We start from the raw sequence: 17,232 nt of genomic DNA, 5'->3' as shown, positions 1-17,232 counted from the left end.
AACTACATTATTATATTAAAGGACAACAACTATGAGCAGAAGTACATTTTCAATTTTGCCTTACATCAACAGACAGAAGGTGAAGGCAGACGGAACTGCCAACATACTTTGCCGCATCACCGTTGACGGCAAAAGTGCAGCCATTTCCACAGGCATATCCTGTACCCCACAGGAGTGGAACGCCAAGAAGGGAGAGGTACGGAACGCAAGGGACAACGGACGATTGGCAAGTTTCCTTGCTGAGGTCAAGGATAAATACAACTCACTTCTTACCGCCAATGGCATCATCACCGTGGAAATGCTGAAGGCTGTGTTGAAGGACAAGGACACGACAGGAAGGTTCTTGCTGAACTTTGGTGATACCATCGTGGAATGGTATCGAACCTCAAAAGCCAGACAAACCTTTCTGCACAAGCGAACATGGCAGAAGAACCTGAGAGCCTTTGTCCATTCGTTGGATAAGGACGACATCGCCTTTGAGGACATAGACGAGAATTTCGGGGAGGAATACAAGCTATTCCTGAAACGAGACCAGGGACGCATCGACAGCTACGTAAACCATTGCCTTCTCTGGCTGAACATGTTGATGTACAAGGCAGTGGACAGGAGCATTATCCGCTTCAATCCCATAGCCAAGATAGGGTATGAGAAGAAGGCAGCCCCGAAGATGACCCATATCAGCAAGGCAGACTTCATCAAGATGCTCTCTACCCCGATGGCTGACGAGCGAACGGAGCTTGCACGCAGATGTTTCATTTTTGCCTCGCTCACCTCCTTATCCTATATAGATGTAAAGAAACTGTACCCTCACCATATCAGTGAGAACTCCGAGGGTAGAAAGTTCATCCGCAAGGAAAGAGAGAAGACAGGCGTGGAGTTCTTCGTGCCACTCCATCCGATAGCCGAGAAGATTCTTTCGCTCTACAATACCACGGACGACAGCAAGCCTGTTTTTCCACTGGGTGAGAAGAAAGACATCTATCTTGATGTGCATACCCTTGGAATGGTGCTTGGCATAAGTAATAAGTTGGGATTCCACGCCAGCCGCCATACATTCGGAGTCTTGATGCTCAACGAGGACATTCCCATCGGCAGCATAGCCAAGATGATGGGACACGCAGACATCACAAGCACACAGGTCTATGCGCAGGTGACGGAGCAGAAGATTTCAAATGACATGGATAAGCTTATTGCCAAGCGAGAAAGGAACAAAAATCCAATGGCATAGACCTGCCATAAAGCAACGTTCCTTGGAGGCTTTGCGCCTCCAGCCACTTGGGCGAACCACCGCAGTGTGTTTTAGCATGGTATTAGATTTATACAGGTAACACAAATGATACCCGGCAAACACGAACAACTCGGTATAGCCAATAAAACGAGGCGACAACCTATAACAACCACGCTCGGTAAGTTATACGTTGTCGCCTTGTTCATTTCACACACTCATCAAGGACATTCTCCTACACACCTTTCATTCTGTACGCCTCACGATAGTTAGCCATCAGAATCTTCTGAATATCGGACTCGCGGTAGAGTATCTTTCCGCCAAGCTGGATATACGGGATGACACCGTTGTTTCGGTAGTCCTGCAGGGTTCTTCGGCTCAGTTGCAGTCTGGCGCAAAGCTCCTTGTCCGTCATGAAGCGCTCACCGCCAAGCATGGGGCGGTAGTTCATCACGGCACGTTCAAAATTGTCAACCATTCGGTTGAGGTGGTTCACGATGTGGTTCATCCACTCGCTGTTTCTTGTCATTACTTCGTTGCTCATAGTTGTCTCGTTTTATAGTTGATACTTACGTTACTCGGTTTACTTGCTGCATTGGATAAAGTGGCTGTTGTATATTGACAGCCTAACCTGTGCGCTTGCGAAAGCGCATGTCCTTTTTCTTGTCCTCCACTACTGCTACGATAGCCATCACGTCCTCCGGCTTGTAGTAGGTCTTGTGGCTGATTTGCGTATAAGCCAAAGTTCCGTTGTCCCGAAGCGTCTGCACTGTCCGTGGGCAGATGTTGAGCGTCTGACACACGTCCTGTGTGTCGAGCCACTTGTTCATGGTCTTGTCCTCACTGCGCTCACGGATTCTGTCCATGCGCTTCACGAAGTTCTCCAACTGGGCATCAAGATAGTTGAATGCCTCTTCCTCGAATACGATGAATCCCATACTTTTCTTTTTTTAAGTTGATACTATTTTGTATGTCGCAAAGCTCCACGCATATGCAGTGCTCTACGTTTGTGAGTGCAAAGATAAGGCACGGCAATCTAAAAACAAGCGTTTTCAATTTCTGTGGCAGTATGTTGCCGGGGTTTGCCGACTTCAACGCCAAAAACAACAAGAAAAACTTGCACGACTGCAACGAATACATGAACAATGATGAGTTGAGAAATACGTTGAAGTTCTCACAACTATCTCGGTATGCAAATAAGCAAGCCACAACTAAATTGCCACGTTACACCCAATCAGTTGCATGGCTGCACTCAGTACACTTACTTTGCACCCGACAATCGGTCAATGGTGCAAACCGTGACCACTATACTAACAAATAAAACAGCATAAGCTATGGCAAGAACAAAAGAAACGAAAATGTCTCCTGAACAGCAGGAGAAAATGACACAGGAGGTGGTGGCTTCGCTTCAATCATCCACTTATGGTAAAGACTATGCCCAAGAACATAGCTCTTTCTTTGAAGAGGTGGAGAACTCCGATTTAGAAGTTGTGACAGAGAATGTGGCTGCAACAACCTCCTGTATGGAGGACGAGCTAACGAACGAAGCTCTATCGCCATCGAATCCGCAGAAGCGCATCAGCGGCAAGCAGCGCAAGGCGACACTGGAGGAGTATCAGCAGACATTCCTCCAAGTTCCAAGGATTGACGACCGCAAGCCAGTCTTTGTCAGTTCCGATGTGCGAGACCGTCTTGATCGTGTCGTCCGCATCCTCGGAGGGAGACGCATGAGCGTATCGGGCATCATCGAGAACATCTTGCGCCACCACCTAAGCCTTTATGAAGAGGACTTCGAGGCTTGGCGCAAATTGTGAGAATTAAGGTCTGCGACCTTGGACATGGATAGCTGAAAGGCTGTAGTTCCAACTAACGTGTTCTGAGAGGGAGCGAGGTTATGTTTTGGGAACCCCAAAACGCCTCGCTCCACCATGAGGGCGGAGGAATTTTGCTCCCAACGGTCGCAGAAAGAAAGTGCACCAACTGTAAACAGTATATCGAATGACAAGCATGCAGGAACAGAACAAGAAAAAGGGCGGAAGACCGCCCACAGGCAGGGTTCGCAAGTTGTCGAAGTCTGTCACGGTGAAGTTCTCGAAGCCAAGCTACGAGGCATTGAGGCTGAGGGCGAGAAAAGCCAATCGCAAGTTGGCGGAGTACATCCGTGAGTCCGCCTTGAACGGCGAGGTGGTCAGCGGACACAATGCAGAGACGGTAGCCATCGCCAAGAATCTCATTGGCATGGCGAACAATCTCAACCAACTTACCAAGCTGTCGCATCAGAGAGGTTTCCATGAAACCCATGTATATGCGGTGGACTTGTTGAGAAGATTGAAAGCAATCCTTGGCGAGTATCGCCAAGCAAGTTCAAAATCGAAGCCATGCGGAATAGGCAGAAAGGAGGATGCCACATGATAGGCAAGCTAAAGAAAGGTGCATCTTTTGGTGGTTGCGTCCGCTACGTGACAGGCAAGGACGAGGCGAAAATCCTTGCATCCGATGGAGTGTTACTCGGCACGAATGCCGAGATAGTACAAAGTTTTGAGCTGCAAAGACAGCTAAATCCAAGGATTAAGAAGCCTGTGGGACACATTGCACTCAGTTTCAAGCCCGGGGACAAGCCACGTTTGACGGATGAATTCATGGCTAAGATAGCCCTTGAATACATGCAGATGATGGGGATAAAAGATACTCAATTCATCATCGTAAGGCATCACAACACCGACAATCCACATTGTCATATCGTGTATAACCGCATCAATAACGAGGGCAAACTCATACCAGACAGGAATGATTACAGGCGTAATGAGCAAGTGACCAAGGCTCTTAAATCCAAGTATGGGCTTACTTACGGAACTGACAAGAGCAAGACTAACACTCGCAAATTACGCAATGCTGAGCGTGCCAAATATGAGATTCACAATGCAGTCAAGGATGCCTTGAAAGTCGTAGAAAATTGGCATAAGTTCAAGAATGAACTTGCAAAGCGAGGTGTTCACTTGGAGTTAGTCTATAAGGACAAGGAGAGAACCAAGGTGCAAGGTATCCGTTTCTGCAAGGATGGATATAGTTTCAAGGGGACACAGATTAGCCGAGACTATAGCTTTGGCAAACTGAATGCGAGATTTGAGGGAATGGAGAACCTTTTATCAGCAAGTGCCAACTCTGCTCAGCAATATGAGCAGGGCTGTTGCAAGAATGAGCAGGAGCCATCCATATCGGAGAGCAGCCAGGACCCTTGGGACGGTATTTCTTCCATTGGACTTTTTGCTCCAGCCAATGCTCAGACCTTTGAGTCTTTCCCAGAGGACGAATCATCCAAGAAGAAAAAGAAGAAACGCAGAAGAGGCTTTAGCCTTTGATGCAAGTTACAAACCATTCAAACAACACCAGAACTATGAAAGAAGAAATGTTGGAAGCCATCTACGGCACAGTTGAGAGATTGGAGCAAAAAGTCGATGAACTTTCTGCCTCACCAAAGAATACAGAGGCGGAAAGCACTCCGGCCTCTGTAAGTGTTGATACTAGCAAACTTGAAAAAGCTATTCTTGCTATGGCTGTAAAAGAAGGGGAAGCTATTGACAAATTGGTAAGATTAAGAGAAGCTATCTGCATTTTTACCGACCTTACCAAAAAAGAAGCAAGCAAAGATGAACAGCGAAGTAAACTCTTGTTTGATACTGTTAATCAGGTGAAACAAGAGCTGAATGCCACATCAAAAATTGTGCAGGACAAACTTCACGCAATGGATAACACACCTCTGAAGAAAGTAGTGACTCATCGCTTCGAGCCAACTTCAAAGTCTGTTCTTCTTTTCATTGGTGGCTTGGCTCTATCTCTTGTTCTCTCCATTTGGGGCAATCTCACCCAATGGCGAGAGCATCAAGATTGGGAGGAGGCAGATTTGAAGTATCGGGCTTTGAAGATGGTGCTTCCATCCGATGACCCCAATGTTCGATACATCGAAAAGAACTTTTCTGTATGCCCAAATAAAGAAGTTATTGAGAATGTGAGAAATCGTGTTGCTGCTTATGAGGATTCTGTTTACCATCACTATAAAATGGTCAAAATGGCAGCAATTAAAGATAGCATTGCTAATAGCCTATTTAAAGAGGCGAATGAAATTAAAAAGAAAATTAATAAGAAATAATAGACAACGACCATCGGCTACAAGCGCATCCTTCGTTTCGATAAAGTAAAGACGAACGGCATTCGCATCGTGTTCAATAGTGCAAGAGCTTGTCCGTGCATCAACAACATAGCAGCATACTGACTTTTCATTAACTCTCATCTGTTCATTCGCGTCCGTGATGCCACTTGCTTGACATTGCGGACACTTTTTCTTTTATGGTAGCTATGAAGAGGAAATTGATAATTATAGCAGTTTTGGTTATCTCACTTGTTGCATCTTATATCTTATGTAATACGAAACAATATGATGCCGATATTGATCCTGTTAAAGTCGAAGAATATACGGCAGTCTTAGAAAACAGTGTTGACTTGGATTCCATTGCAGGAACATATTGCGGTGTATTGCCTCCTAATGTTGAAACAATACTCACGCTAAATGCAGATGGCACCTATCGTTTGAAGCGGAAATCTGCGAACGAATCGGATGATTGCGAAGTATTGAATGTTTTTTTCAAAGTGCTTGACGGCTGCATTCTGATGCTTGAACATACGCAAAGTGGTGACAATATATTTTGTAAGGTGAAGAATGACAGCAGCATTATTTTGATAGACTCATTTGGTAATGAACCAAAAGCAAAGGATGTTAGTTCTTATATATTAATAAAGTAAAAAATGCCCAAATGCAATATATTTTAACGTCTTAACAATATAAACTGTTAATAATGCATAAATAACGCATTCGCTATTTATCGATTTAAAATAAATTTCGTAAATTTGCATCATTTAACCAATAGTACAGTATAAATATGAAAAAGTATTTAGTTTTAATATTATTGGCAGTGATTGTATCATCGTGCCAAGATGAAATTCTTAATGACAGTAATCCTGTTATTGAGAACGTGAATGTTAATTTGTCTATGGATGAGGCAATGAGTATTGCAAATGATAATCCTACAAATTTATCAGAGGATGAGATTCTGGCAATGGTAAATGATTTTTCCACTTCGTTGGGCTCAAAAACAAGAAGTGCTGCCAATCCAAGAATGTCTATTGTGGGCTCATATCGCATTGGCGGAATTATATCAAGCAAGACAACAAGAGGGACTACGACTGATAGTATTCCTGTTTATGAGGTGTGTTTACAGTCTGGAGAAAAGAGTGGGTATGCTTTAGTTTCTGCCGACTCTCGAAGTGCTGGTGTTTTGGCATATATAGAAAATGGTAATTTTGAGAAAAAAGATAGTACTGGGGCATGTTTGATGTTAAAATTGGCAGAAGCTTCAACTGTTTCAGAGATAAATAAAATAGAAAGGCTCAAAGTTGAGTTACGAGAGAAAACCTTAAAGAAAGTAGCTTCTTGTTTGGGTAAATCTACAGTAACATATGAAGAAATAAAAGATTTGATTGAGGTTAATGGTGTAAAAAGCCATGAAACAACTTCCCGTTCTACAGCTTATGACAAACCTTTGAGCCAGATTATATCGTTAATGCCTCAAAATGGTGGAGCTGTTTTAAAGACCGAGTGGCGCCAAGACAATCCTTATAACTTGTTGTTGCCTAAAACTTATAATGAATATCATACGGAAACAAATTACCCTATGGGGTGTGCTATTACAGCAGGAGTTCAAACTTTAGCAGCTATCGCTCCGAGCATGACGATTGATGGAACAGTCATAGACTGGGCATTTGTTACTAAAAAACCGAAATTGAAGTATGATTCGTATTTTGGCGGAGATTATGAGGAGGCTATGATGATTTCCAAAGTAGTTAAGCATATGTATGAAGGAACAAATACAACACCAAATATTGATGAGGATTTTAAGTATGGGCCTTATGATGATCCGAATATACCTTGTGTAAAAAGTAGTACAACTTCAGTTTCTAATTTATTGGATTATTTAAAGAAGTATGTTTCTTGTGGCACTTATTATAATAAATATGCCCCAGATCCATTGTTAAATACGATAAATGCAAACCGCCAGATGCCTTGCGTTGCAATAATGGGTGGAACACATACTGCAAATGAACAGGCAGAAAAAGGTTCTCATGCTTGGGTTATAGATGGATATGCAATTTGCACTAAGACAAGCAGAGAAATTTTACGAAATAACGATTTGTACTTTCATGCTAATATGGGATGGGGTGGACCTGACAATGGCTTTTATAAGGTAAATGCAGATGCTTCGACTGATTTTGAGACAACATTAGGCACTTATAATATAAATTTTTGGGAAATAACAGAAATTCATAAGAAATAATTAGTTTTAATTGCATTTGGTGTACAAAGTTATGTACATCAAATGCTTTATTCTATTGGCAAATATGAAAATAATTCAATACTTTTTTCTTTTTTTTGTGTTTTCTATAGTATATGGCTGTAGTAATGGTACTGATGTTTCTTCATTGTGTTTTGAAAAAGAGTATTACGAAAAGCCATTATTAGAAAACCCATCGGAAATTATGTTTAGTGGTGGAAGCAACAATCTTTCAGTCGAAGTGTCAGATGATAATGTTTTGGAAGCCACTATTGGTGCTGGAAAAATAAAAATAAAGACAAAAAAGAATGGGATTGTTTATCTTGTTGTAAAGGATAAGACGGAGAATACTAGCGTTACTATTAGGGTTAAGGTCGTGGATAGTTACTTAGGTTTGCAATTAGGCAAACCAATTCCGAACTATTCTGTTTATAACGAAGATGACAGACTTTATTTAGTAAATAATAAAAGTAAATCATTTTATTTATATGATAAATCTTTTAATTTAAAAGCTACTGGCAATTACAAACTGTTTGTGAAAAACTCAAATTATTTTCTTTCTTTAGTCTTTTCAGATAAGGTTTGTTTTTATAATATTTCAAACAGTTCACATGCTTTTTTATGGGGAGCCATTCCTACTTATTTAAAGTTTTTATGGACGAATGAAGGTCTTACAACTACTAATGCACGAGATGTATCACCTGTCGTTATGACTGCTTTTGATTTAGACACAAATAACGTTTACTATTTTAATGTTGATTCTACCGAATTTCCTTACGGGATATTAAATTAAAACACAACAGCAATTAGCAATATACAACACCTTTCTGTTGATACTATTTTGAATATGTAGTGGGAAAAGCAAAACTATTATGTATGTAGCTATCACTGAGTGATTATGTTTGGTTGCTTTTACGAAAAAATGAAGTTAAATTTCTATGTAAAAAAGTTCTAATTTCCATATTTCTCTTCTTGTAAATTATGGGATATTAAGAAAAATATCGTATCTTTGTCCCCGAATTGAGGCGTTCTTTGCATATTGCAAAATACAGAAACGAGCAGAAGTCCGCTCGTTTCCATATTGTTACCTATATAATATAGGCAAACGCACAACTTCTTGATTTTCAATCAAAGTCCAATTTAGAGCGAGTTAGGATTCTTAACACTTTACGAGAACAGGTCTTTCATGGAGAAAAATGACAGTTGGATGCAATATTATCCCTTGTTTCTTGTTATTATGATATACAAACTGTTGTGGAAATGAAAAAGAAAATAGTTATAATGATGGTGCTGCTGCTTGCTGTTGTGGGAGCAAAGGCACAAGAAGTGGAGAGTCCGGTAGGCAGATTCTCTGTAATTCCCCGTATCGGTGTAACTCTGGCTAACTGGAGCGGGTTGACTCTGGAAACTTTGGATGGAACCTCGCTAGAGTCTAAGTATCAGGCTGGATTCATGGGCGGCGCAGATGTGGAATATCGCATAAATAAGAGCCTGGGTATTACGCTGGGTGCTTATTATGCCCGACAGGGTATGCGCTTCCCTGACTGTGAGTTGACAGAGAATGCTGAAAAAGGGGAATATACAGGTATTAAGAATCATCATGTGAACCTCGATTATATCCAGGTACCGCTCATGCTGAAAGCCTATCTTGTAGAGGGCTTGTCGGTGAATGCAGGCGTTCAGGTGGGATTCCTTTGTGGCGACGGCAAGGTGAAAAGAGAGGAAACCGACCTTCAGAAGGACAAGAACGGGTCTATTACATATAAGGATATGCAGGAGACCGAAGCTCCTTGGCCTGCCAAGAAGGTGGATGTAGCCATTCCTTTGGGCTTGAGTTATGAATATATGAACGTGATTCTGGATGCCCGTTACAACGTGAGCCTGACGAAGGCTGGCAAGGGCGATTGGGATAACTGTAAGAACAAGGCTCTGACCTTTACCGTGGGTTATCGTTTTACATTATAAAAGAATATTTTGATAGAAATAAGAAAAGCCTCAAATCCGCGAAGGATTTGAGGCTTTTACCTTATCTGATAATCAGATGATTCTATGATTCTTTATCCAACCTGGCTTCCTGGCTTAACCTTGCCAAGGAGAGAAGTTACGTTCAATGAGCCGTCGAAGTTGACTGCACTCAGAATCATACCCTGACTCTCGATCCCCATCATCTTGCGAGGAGCAAAGTTGGCTACGAACAATACGTCCTTGCCGATCAGCTGCTCTGGCTCGTAGTAGGCTGCGATACCTGAGCAGATGGTGCGCTCTACGCCAGAACCATCGTCGATGGTGAACTTCAGGAGTTTCTTAGACTTCTTTACCTTCTCGCAGTTCAGAATGTGACCTACGCGGATATCGAGTTTCTCGAAATCATCGAAGCTAACCTCTGGCTTGATAGGAGCAGCCTGATAAGAAGCCTCCTCGTTAGCCTTCTTGGTGTCAGCGAGCTTCTGGAGCTGTCTTTCGATAACCTCATCCTCAATCTTCTCGAAGAGCAATTCAGGCTCACCGAGCTGGGTACCAGCCTTGAGCAAATCTGTGCTGCCGAGCTGAGTCCACTCGAAGTTAGGCATATTGATCATCTTGCGGAGTTTCTCAGAAGAGAATGGCAAGAATGGCTCGAAGGCGATAGCGAGGTTGGCAACCAGCTGGAGGGAGATGTTTAGGATGGTCTCCACACGCTTAGGATCGGTCTTCCAAACCTTCCAAGGCTCACACTCTGTGATGTATCTGTTACCGATACGAGCCAGGTTCATAGCCTCTTTCTGAGCCTCACGGAACTTGAATACGTTGAGATACTGCTCTACCTTCTCCTTCACGTCCTTGAACTCAGCGATAGCCTTCTCATCTACCTCCTGCAATTCACCACAGGCAGGAACTACGCCGCCCCAATACTTCTTGGTGAGCTGGAGGGCACGGTTTACGAAGTTACCGTAAACGGCAACCAACTCAGAGTTGTTGCGCTCCTGGAAATCCTTCCAGGTAAAGTTGTTGTCCTTGGTCTCAGGCGCATTGGCTGTCAATACATAGCGCAATACATCCTGCTTGCCTGGCAAATCTACGAGATACTCGTGCAACCATACAGCCCAGTTGCGGGATGTTGAAATCTTATCATCCTCCAGGTTCAGGAACTCGTTGGCTGGTACGTTGTCTGGCAAGATATAGTCGCCGTGAGCCTTCAGCATAGTAGGGAAGATGATGCAGTGGAACACGATATTGTCCTTACCGATGAAGTGAACAAGACGAGTTTCAGGATCCTGCCACCACTTCTGCCATGTTCCCCACTTTTCTGGATGAGCATCGCAAAGCTCCTTGGTATTTGAGATGTAACCGATAGGTGCATCGAACCAAACGTAGAGCACCTTTCCATCTGCACCCTCTACTGGAACAGGAATACCCCAATCCAAGTCGCGTGTCATCGCACGTGGCTGAAGATCCATATCCAACCAGCTCTTGCATTGGCCGTAAACATTGGTACGCCACTCCTTGTGACCTTCCAGAATCCACTTCTTCAACCAATCCTGATACTTGTTCAATGGAAGATACCAGTTCTTGGTAGGCTTCTTTACGAGACCATGACCAGGGTTGTTCTTGTTGGTAGGGTTGATGAGTTCCTCAGGAGAGAGGGTAGCACCACATTTCTCGCATTGGTCGCCATAAGCACCCTCTGCACCACAGCGAGGGCAAGTACCTACGATATTACGGTCGGTAAGGAATTCGCCTGTTACCTCGTCGCAGAACTGCTCCTCTACCTTTTCTTCCAATACGCCCTTGTCATAGAGTGTGCGGAAGAAGTCTGAAGCAAACTTATTGTGAGTAGGCGAAGTGGTACGGCTGTAAATATCAAAAGAGATACCGAAGTCCTCGAAACTCTTCTTGATGAGGTTATGATAGCGATCAACCACCTCCTGTACGGTAATTCCCTCTTTCTTGGCACGGATAGTAACAGGTACACCATGCTCATCGCTACCGCCGATGAAGACAACATCCTGCTTCTTGAGGCGGAGATAGCGAACATAGATATCGGCTGGCACGTATACACCTGCCAGGTGACCGATGTGCACACCACCGTTGGCATAAGGCAAAGCCGCAGTCACGGTAGTACGTTTAAAGTTCTTTTGTTCCATATTAGCTAATATATTTTTGTTATTTGGCTGCAAAATTACAAAAAATGTTGGAGATAAGAAAGAATTATCGTCGCTTTTTCTTACTTGTATATATAATAAGGTGTAAAAAGCTGGGTTCTTTAGTGTTTTTATAGTAAGGATAGCGTAGGGCAGGATACAAAAAAAAGGCCCTTCGCATCTCTGCAAGAGCCTCCCATCTTGTACATTGCCATCAGACTCCTCCCTGATAGGACTGTACCTAATTATTATCATTTACTTTTTCTAAGAACTTATTCGTTCTGACAACTTATGTTGTTGACCTTTTACAATCTAATTACCTTAGTATGTAGAAAACTTCCTCCTTATATATTTTTATCTATAGAGAGATTTCTTACATTACGTTCATATAGGCGATAACGGCTAACTCTGCAAGAAGAATTACGAAACCAATCTTCTTTACTGCGTCTGTAATTTAAAAAATGCAATCCATAATCTTAATGGTTTTGTTGTTAATAATTAAACTAGCGTTCTTTTTACGTTTGCAAAAGTAATGCATTTTTTATCCGATATGGGATAATTTTTATTAGAATTAGTGATTTTTATCCTTTTGCATATATCTTCTTTATGATTATAAATGTCCTCTTTCTGCCCAATCGCCTCTGTCGAGGGTTCTGTATCCCACGGCTTCTGCTATATGGTCAGGCTTAATCTGTTCACTTCCTGCCAAATCAGCAATGGTTCGTGCCACTTTCAGTATTCTGTTATAGGCTCTAGCTGACAAAGAAAGCTTCTCCATTGCCATTCGGAGCAGTTCGATACCTTGTTCGTCGGGTTCGGCAAACTGATGAATCATTCTTTCGGTCATCTGGGCGTTGCAATGGATGCCTTTATAATCTTTGAATCTTTCGGCTTGAACTTCTCTTGCCTTGATGACTCTTTCTCTGATCTTGGCACTTGGCTCACCTGGTGCTGCCTTCGATATGTCCTGGAAAGGAACGGGACTGATTTCGCATTGGATGTCGATGCGGTCGAGTAACGGACCCGAAATCTTGTTCATGTATCTTTGAATCTGGCCTGGCGTGCAGACACAGCGATGTGTCGGATCACCATAATATCCGCATGGGCAAGGGTTCATACTTGCCACAAACATGAATGAACATGGGTAATCTGTAGAATATTTCGCTCTGCTGATGTTGATATGGCGGTCTTCCAATGGCTGGCGGAGTACTTCCAGAGTGGTTTTATTGAACTCCGGAAGTTCATCGCAGAACAGAACGCCATTATGGGCGAGCGATATTTCTCCCGGTTGTGGTGAAGTTCCTCCGCCTACCAGAGCCACTTGAGAGATGGTATGGTGAGGAGACCGGAACGGGCGTTGGGAAATGAGTGATACATTCTTGCCCAGTTTGCCTGCAATGGAGTGAATCTGTGTTGTTTCCAGACTCTCAGATAGCGTGAGGGGAGGAAGAATGGACGGCAAACGTTTTGCCATCATCGACTTTCCGGAACCTGGAGGACCTACCATAATCAGGTTGTGTCCGCCAGCCGCAGCCACTTCGAGCGCTCTTTTCACGTTCTCTTGACCGCGGACGTCGGCATAATCGTATTCACAATGTGTCTGGTTTTCGTAAAATTCCTTGCGGGTGTCAACGATTGTAGGAGAAGGATTGCTTCTGTCGCTCATGAATTGTATGACTTCGAAAAGCGTTTTCATGCCGTAAACCTCAAGGTTATTTACGACAGCCGCTTCCCGAGCGTTCTGTTCCGGCACAATCAGTCCCTTAAAGTGCTCTGCTCTTGCTCTGATGGCTATCGGTAGGGCACCTTTGATAGGCTGGAGCGTACCGTCAAGGCTCAGCTCGCCTACCATCATGTACTCTTTCAGATGATCTTCGGGAATGTTGTTGTTGGCGCCTAGAAGTCCGATTGCAAGCGGCAAGTCGAAACTGCTGCCCTCTTTCCTGAGGTCAGCTGGAGCCAGATTGATAGTGATGTCGGCTATCGGAAATTTGAAGCCGCTATACTGGAGAGCTGCTGAAATTCGGTTACGGCTCTCTTTGACCGCCTCGTCGCCTAAGCCTGTGAGGTGGTACATGACGCCTCTGTTGAGGCTTACTTCTACGGTTACAGTAGTTACTTCTAGTCCGTTAACTGCTGCACAATATGTCTTTACTAACATATAGGCGTGCTTTTTATGGGTTCTTGACTAGCTCGAAAGTATTTATTTTAGCAGTTGGTCGAGCTTATTGTAAAGCTCTTGCTTTTTCATGCCTCGGGCGATGATTTTACCATTTTGAAGTATGATGTTGTCAGGAAGGTTTTCCAATCCCAACTTCTTCAAGGTCTTGTCTTCCAGCATTTCGCCGTTGCAGATGATAGGGCATGCGATAGAGTCGCGCTTGATGTTGTTCTTGCATTCGTTCTTGCTGGCATCCAGACAGAAAGCCATCAGCTTAAGCTTGCCGTTCGATTTTTTCTGCCGGCTCTTCAGTTCGCGCTGCATGTCCTGGCTGTCATAGTTATAGGTAGCCCAGGTGTAGATTACGGCAACCGGAGCGCTGCTCATTTCTGTACTAGAAACGAGTTTTCCGTTGATATCGTATGCTGTAAATGAAGGCAGGGTTGCACCGGTGCCTACATTCTTCATGGTTTCTGCCAACTGCTTCATCTTAGCCAACTGTCCGTTTTTAGGCTGTTCCTTCTCTACGATATTGATGAGTGAGAGCGCCTTGCGGTAATCAGGTTGTGTAGAAGTGATGAAGTATTTTCTGATCAGATAGATGCTGCACACAGAATTCGGATGTTCTCTGACGAAGTCTTCAGCATGCTTTTTAGCCTCAGGTGGCGTATCTTTCAGGATGTTCTGGCGGAATTTTGTCATCAGTTCGTTATCCTCGGTTCCGCTTACCTCCATTTCCTTAAGGTGCGAAGCATCTGCCTTGATCTCTACTGATTTGCCCGATTTTGCGAAGATAGGCTGCTCAGAGAAATTAGGGAAAACAAGCATAATGGTAAAATCTTCCTTACATTCGGTTTCGAAAGTGAAACGGCCGCCTTCTACCTTGATGGTGTCAACGCCTTCGAAGCCCCCGTCAGGACTGTATACATAAAACTCGCCTTGATTCATATTGAGAAATTTGCCTTCAAACTTGAAATGCCCACTGCTAACACCACATGATGTTAAGACCAGCGTAATGAATAAAATGAGGATGTAAGCAAATTTTTTCATAAGGAAAAACTTTAAGGTGCCGCGAGCGGGACTCGAACCCGCACAGCCATTACTGGCCAAGGGATTTTAAGTCCCTCGTGTCTACCAATTCCACCATTGCGGCATGGTAAACGTTAAGAGTTGAGCGGAAAACGGGACTCGGACCCGCGACCCCAACCTTGGCAAGGTTGTGCTCTACCAACTGAGCTATTTCCGCGTTATGTGGGTGCAAAGGTAATGCTATTTCTTTAAATCTCCAAACGATTTACATTTTTTAAGATAAGAAAGCGCCATTTTTTTTCGTTTGCCCTCCATTTCTGCTTAGTTTCCCACGTATATATCGGTTCCTTGGCCGCCGTAGGTTACCCGATATTGCATCAGCGGCTTGTCGCTTTTGCTCTTTCCGCCGCTTGTGATGGTTCCGTTTTCCAGGCTGTAGATGCGTTTGCATTTGTCGCAAATTACCGATTGGCGGTTGCCGGTCCATTCCAGCGGATAGTTGGTGCCGCCATATTGTTCCAGACAGTTGGGGCATTGGCGGTCCCAGGCTACAGGTCCGCTGAAGTTTGTAAGTCCCATGATGAAGCCATTCTTCCTGGCATCTTTAGGGTCGTTGCCCGCTCCCAAATAGGTATAGTTGGCATAATTCTCCTTGGCTGTAGAGAGGATGATGGTTTCCGTCTGGTTTTTCCCATCGTTTAATGTAGAATAGATATTCCAGGCTCCTTTCACCTTTTTGGCGCTAACCATCGTGTAGACGCCCGTTCCGTTGAGGGCTGTTTCCAGACTTGTGCCCGGATGGTATTGTGACTTGAAATAGAACTGGCAGGGATATTTGGTGCTGATGCTGTTTTCTGCATCGCACGAACAAAGTAAGAGCATAGCTATTCCAGCCATGCTCTTCACCTTATTATATATATATACCTTATTATATATGCTATTCTTCATGCAGAAACCTTTCTGTCTTTATTTCAGAAGATTCTTCTCGGCATTCTCCATGCGCTCGAAGTGGAACTCAGAGAGGGTCTGCTCCAACAGCGCCTGAATCTTGTCGTTGCAGAGATTGCCGATGCTGCCTTCGTGAGTATGATGAATATCCTTGTTTGGCTTGAATTCGCCAGCCTCGATTTCCAGTCCTACCTTCTTGTAAGCATCGCGGAATGGCATGCCGTTGGCTGCAAGCTGGTTCACTTCTTCTACTGAGAACATAGGGTCGTAGCGAGGATCGTCAAGAATATGCTCGTTCACCTCCATCTTGTTGATGATGTAGGCAGCCATCTGCAGACAGTCTTTCAACTCGTCGAAGGCAGGGAGGAACACTTCCTTGATAATCTGGAGATCGCGGAAATAGCCTACTGGCAGGTTGTTCATGATGAGCATTACCTGCTGTGGAAGGCTCTGGAGCTTGTTGCTCTTGGCGCGAATCAACTCGAATACGTCTGGATTCTTCTTGTGTGGCATGATGCTCGAACCGGTGGTGCACTCCTTAGGCAATTTCACGAAACCGAAGTTCTGACAGTTGAACATACAGGCGTCGAAAGCCATCTTTGCCAAAGTTCCTGCCACGGTAGCCATGGCGAAAGCCACGTTGCGCTCCATCTTTCCTCTGCCCATTTGTGCATAAACCACATTATAGTCCATGCTGTCGAAACCGAGAAGTTCGGTGGTCATGGTGCGGTTCAATGGGAATGAACTTCCATAGCCGGCAGCGCTACCCAATGGGTTGCGGTTGGTCATGCGGTAAGCAGCCTGAAGGAAGAGCATGTCATCGGCAAGTCCTTCAGCATAAGCGCCAAACCAGAGACCGAATGATGAAGGCATAGCCACCTGCAGATGGGTGTAGCCCGGCATCAGCACGTCCTTATACTGGTTGCTCTTCTGAATCAGCTCGTCGAAGAGAATCTTCACGGCGTCCACAATCTCCTTCAATTCATGACGGGTGAAGAGTTTGAGGTCTACGAGAACCTGGTCGTTGCGTGATCTACCCGAATGAATCTTTTTGCCCATGTCGCCCAGTTTCTGGGTGAGCATCAGTTCTACCTGGGAATGAACGTCTTCCACGCCGTCTTCTATTACGAATTCGCCCTTGTCGGCGATGGCGTAGATGTTTTTCAGTTCGGCAAGGAGCTGGGTGAGTTCATCTTTCTCCAGGAGTCCGATGCTTTCGAGCATGGTGATGTGTGCCATACTGCCCAGCACGTCATACTTGGCGAGATAGAGGTCGAGTTCGCGGTCTCTTCCTACGGTGAATCTTTCAATTTCCTTGTTTACTTCGAAGTTCTTTTCCCAAAGTTTATGTGCCATAATTTCTTT

General features: G+C 44.1%; 16 protein-coding genes and 2 tRNA genes. 9 read left to right on the top strand and 9 right to left on the bottom strand.

Annotated features, from left to right (window positions below; all coding sequences use genetic code 11):
* Positions 1-31 precede the first annotated feature (31 nt).
* Positions 32-1,228, top strand: a complete 1,197-nt coding sequence (locus KUA48_RS08440) for a site-specific integrase (protein ID WP_218433797.1) — start codon at positions 32-34, stop codon at positions 1,226-1,228.
* Between the two features lie 232 nt (positions 1,229-1,460).
* Here KUA48_RS08440 and KUA48_RS08435 read toward each other — a convergent pair whose 3' ends face one another.
* Together KUA48_RS08435 and KUA48_RS08430 are read right to left on the bottom strand one after the other, a co-directional pair.
* On the bottom strand, positions 1,461-1,769 hold the full coding sequence (locus KUA48_RS08435; protein WP_008628594.1) for a helix-turn-helix domain-containing protein: 309 nt from the start codon (positions 1,767-1,769) through the stop codon (positions 1,461-1,463).
* 82 nt (positions 1,770-1,851) lie between these two features.
* The gene (locus KUA48_RS08430; protein WP_008656559.1) at positions 1,852-2,163 is read right to left on the bottom strand and encodes a helix-turn-helix domain-containing protein; all 312 of its coding nucleotides are present in this window, start codon (positions 2,161-2,163) and stop codon (positions 1,852-1,854) included.
* A gap of 396 nt (positions 2,164-2,559) precedes the next feature.
* On the opposite strand from KUA48_RS08430, the gene KUA48_RS08425 reads away from it, so the two are divergent.
* The 8 genes from KUA48_RS08425 to KUA48_RS08390 all read left to right on the top strand — a co-directional run bounded on the left by KUA48_RS08425 (position 2,560) and on the right by KUA48_RS08390 (position 9,573).
* A complete protein-coding gene (locus tag KUA48_RS08425; RefSeq protein WP_218432609.1) occupies positions 2,560-3,039 on the top strand; it encodes a DUF3408 domain-containing protein in 480 nt (159 codons plus the stop codon).
* A 184-nt stretch (positions 3,040-3,223) separates the two neighbouring features.
* Positions 3,224-3,637 (top strand): plasmid mobilization relaxosome protein MobC, encoded by a 414-nt coding sequence (locus tag KUA48_RS08420; protein WP_218432610.1) that lies wholly within the window; start codon positions 3,224-3,226, stop codon positions 3,635-3,637.
* Positions 3,634-4,584 (top strand): relaxase/mobilization nuclease domain-containing protein, encoded by a 951-nt coding sequence (locus tag KUA48_RS08415; RefSeq protein ID WP_218432611.1) that lies wholly within the window; start codon positions 3,634-3,636, stop codon positions 4,582-4,584. Before KUA48_RS08420 ends, KUA48_RS08415 begins: the two co-directional genes overlap by 4 nt.
* A gap of 35 nt (positions 4,585-4,619) precedes the next feature.
* Positions 4,620-5,372: a hypothetical protein gene (locus KUA48_RS08410; protein WP_218432618.1), complete on the top strand. Its 753-nt coding sequence runs from the start codon at positions 4,620-4,622 to the stop codon at positions 5,370-5,372.
* A gap of 206 nt (positions 5,373-5,578) precedes the next feature.
* Positions 5,579-6,022 (top strand): copper resistance protein NlpE N-terminal domain-containing protein, encoded by a 444-nt coding sequence (locus tag KUA48_RS08405; protein ID WP_256624435.1) that lies wholly within the window; start codon positions 5,579-5,581, stop codon positions 6,020-6,022.
* Between the two features lie 137 nt (positions 6,023-6,159).
* The gene (locus KUA48_RS08400; protein ID WP_153093592.1) at positions 6,160-7,611 is read left to right on the top strand and encodes a C10 family peptidase; all 1,452 of its coding nucleotides are present in this window, start codon (positions 6,160-6,162) and stop codon (positions 7,609-7,611) included.
* 64 nt (positions 7,612-7,675) lie between these two features.
* Positions 7,676-8,401 carry a hypothetical protein gene (locus tag KUA48_RS08395; RefSeq protein ID WP_218432625.1) on the top strand — a complete coding sequence of 242 codons (726 nt, stop codon included), beginning with the start codon at positions 7,676-7,678 and terminating at the stop codon, positions 8,399-8,401.
* Positions 8,402-8,868: 467 nt separating this feature from the next.
* Positions 8,869-9,573, top strand: a complete 705-nt coding sequence (locus KUA48_RS08390; RefSeq protein ID WP_218432626.1) for a porin family protein — start codon at positions 8,869-8,871, stop codon at positions 9,571-9,573.
* A 92-nt stretch (positions 9,574-9,665) separates the two neighbouring features.
* Here the strand turns inward: KUA48_RS08390 and metG are convergent, their stop codons facing one another.
* The 7 genes from metG to argH form a co-directional block, all read right to left on the bottom strand.
* Positions 9,666-11,732, bottom strand: coding sequence for a methionine--tRNA ligase (gene metG, locus KUA48_RS08385; RefSeq protein ID WP_006848073.1), 2,067 nt, complete (start codon positions 11,730-11,732; stop codon positions 9,666-9,668).
* Between the two features lie 607 nt (positions 11,733-12,339).
* A complete protein-coding gene (locus KUA48_RS08380; RefSeq protein ID WP_006848071.1) occupies positions 12,340-13,890 on the bottom strand; it encodes a YifB family Mg chelatase-like AAA ATPase in 1,551 nt (516 codons plus the stop codon).
* Between the two features lie 42 nt (positions 13,891-13,932).
* Positions 13,933-14,940 (bottom strand): DUF4369 domain-containing protein, encoded by a 1,008-nt coding sequence (locus tag KUA48_RS08375; RefSeq protein WP_218432627.1) that lies wholly within the window; start codon positions 14,938-14,940, stop codon positions 13,933-13,935.
* A gap of 17 nt (positions 14,941-14,957) precedes the next feature.
* A tRNA-Leu gene (locus tag KUA48_RS08370) sits at positions 14,958-15,043 on the bottom strand.
* A gap of 20 nt (positions 15,044-15,063) precedes the next feature.
* Positions 15,064-15,136 (bottom strand) — tRNA-Gly (locus tag KUA48_RS08365).
* A gap of 104 nt (positions 15,137-15,240) precedes the next feature.
* Positions 15,241-15,867, bottom strand: a complete 627-nt coding sequence (locus tag KUA48_RS08360) for a hypothetical protein (RefSeq protein ID WP_217755619.1) — start codon at positions 15,865-15,867, stop codon at positions 15,241-15,243.
* An 18-nt stretch (positions 15,868-15,885) separates the two neighbouring features.
* Entirely contained in the window at positions 15,886-17,223 is a 1,338-nt protein-coding gene (gene argH, locus KUA48_RS08355; RefSeq protein WP_153079291.1) for an argininosuccinate lyase, read from the bottom strand.
* Positions 17,224-17,232 lie beyond the last annotated feature (9 nt).

The sequence above is a fragment of the Segatella copri genome, from assembly GCF_019249795.2.
Classification (GTDB): Bacteria; Bacteroidota; Bacteroidia; order Bacteroidales; family Bacteroidaceae; genus Prevotella; species Prevotella copri_B.
Note: the sequence above shows the minus strand (reverse complement) of the source record. Positions and strands in the feature narration are given on the sequence as shown.

Excerpts from the sequence above, each read along its gene's own strand:
- KUA48_RS08360 (WP_217755619.1), bottom strand. The coding sequence starts at position 15,867 with ATGAAGAATAGCATATATAATAAGGTATATATATATAATAAGGTGAAG.
- KUA48_RS08395 (WP_218432625.1), top strand. The coding sequence starts at position 7,676 with ATGAAAATAATTCAATACTTTTTTCTTTTTTTTGTGTTTTCTATAGTA.
- KUA48_RS08435 (WP_008628594.1), bottom strand. The coding sequence starts at position 1,769 with ATGAGCAACGAAGTAATGACAAGAAACAGCGAGTGGATGAACCACATC.
- KUA48_RS08375 (WP_218432627.1), bottom strand. The coding sequence starts at position 14,940 with ATGAAAAAATTTGCTTACATCCTCATTTTATTCATTACGCTGGTCTTA.
- KUA48_RS08440 (WP_218433797.1), top strand. The coding sequence starts at position 32 with ATGAGCAGAAGTACATTTTCAATTTTGCCTTACATCAACAGACAGAAG.
- KUA48_RS08405 (WP_256624435.1), top strand. The coding sequence starts at position 5,579 with ATGAAGAGGAAATTGATAATTATAGCAGTTTTGGTTATCTCACTTGTT.
- KUA48_RS08425 (WP_218432609.1), top strand. The coding sequence starts at position 2,560 with ATGGCAAGAACAAAAGAAACGAAAATGTCTCCTGAACAGCAGGAGAAA.
- argH (WP_153079291.1), bottom strand. The coding sequence starts at position 17,223 with ATGGCACATAAACTTTGGGAAAAGAACTTCGAAGTAAACAAGGAAATT.
- KUA48_RS08400 (WP_153093592.1), top strand. The coding sequence starts at position 6,160 with ATGAAAAAGTATTTAGTTTTAATATTATTGGCAGTGATTGTATCATCG.
- KUA48_RS08415 (WP_218432611.1), top strand. The coding sequence starts at position 3,634 with ATGATAGGCAAGCTAAAGAAAGGTGCATCTTTTGGTGGTTGCGTCCGC.
- KUA48_RS08390 (WP_218432626.1), top strand. The coding sequence starts at position 8,869 with ATGAAAAAGAAAATAGTTATAATGATGGTGCTGCTGCTTGCTGTTGTG.
- KUA48_RS08410 (WP_218432618.1), top strand. The coding sequence starts at position 4,620 with ATGAAAGAAGAAATGTTGGAAGCCATCTACGGCACAGTTGAGAGATTG.
- KUA48_RS08420 (WP_218432610.1), top strand. The coding sequence starts at position 3,224 with ATGACAAGCATGCAGGAACAGAACAAGAAAAAGGGCGGAAGACCGCCC.
- KUA48_RS08430 (WP_008656559.1), bottom strand. The coding sequence starts at position 2,163 with ATGGGATTCATCGTATTCGAGGAAGAGGCATTCAACTATCTTGATGCC.
- KUA48_RS08380 (WP_006848071.1), bottom strand. The coding sequence starts at position 13,890 with ATGTTAGTAAAGACATATTGTGCAGCAGTTAACGGACTAGAAGTAACT.
- metG (WP_006848073.1), bottom strand. The coding sequence starts at position 11,732 with ATGGAACAAAAGAACTTTAAACGTACTACCGTGACTGCGGCTTTGCCT.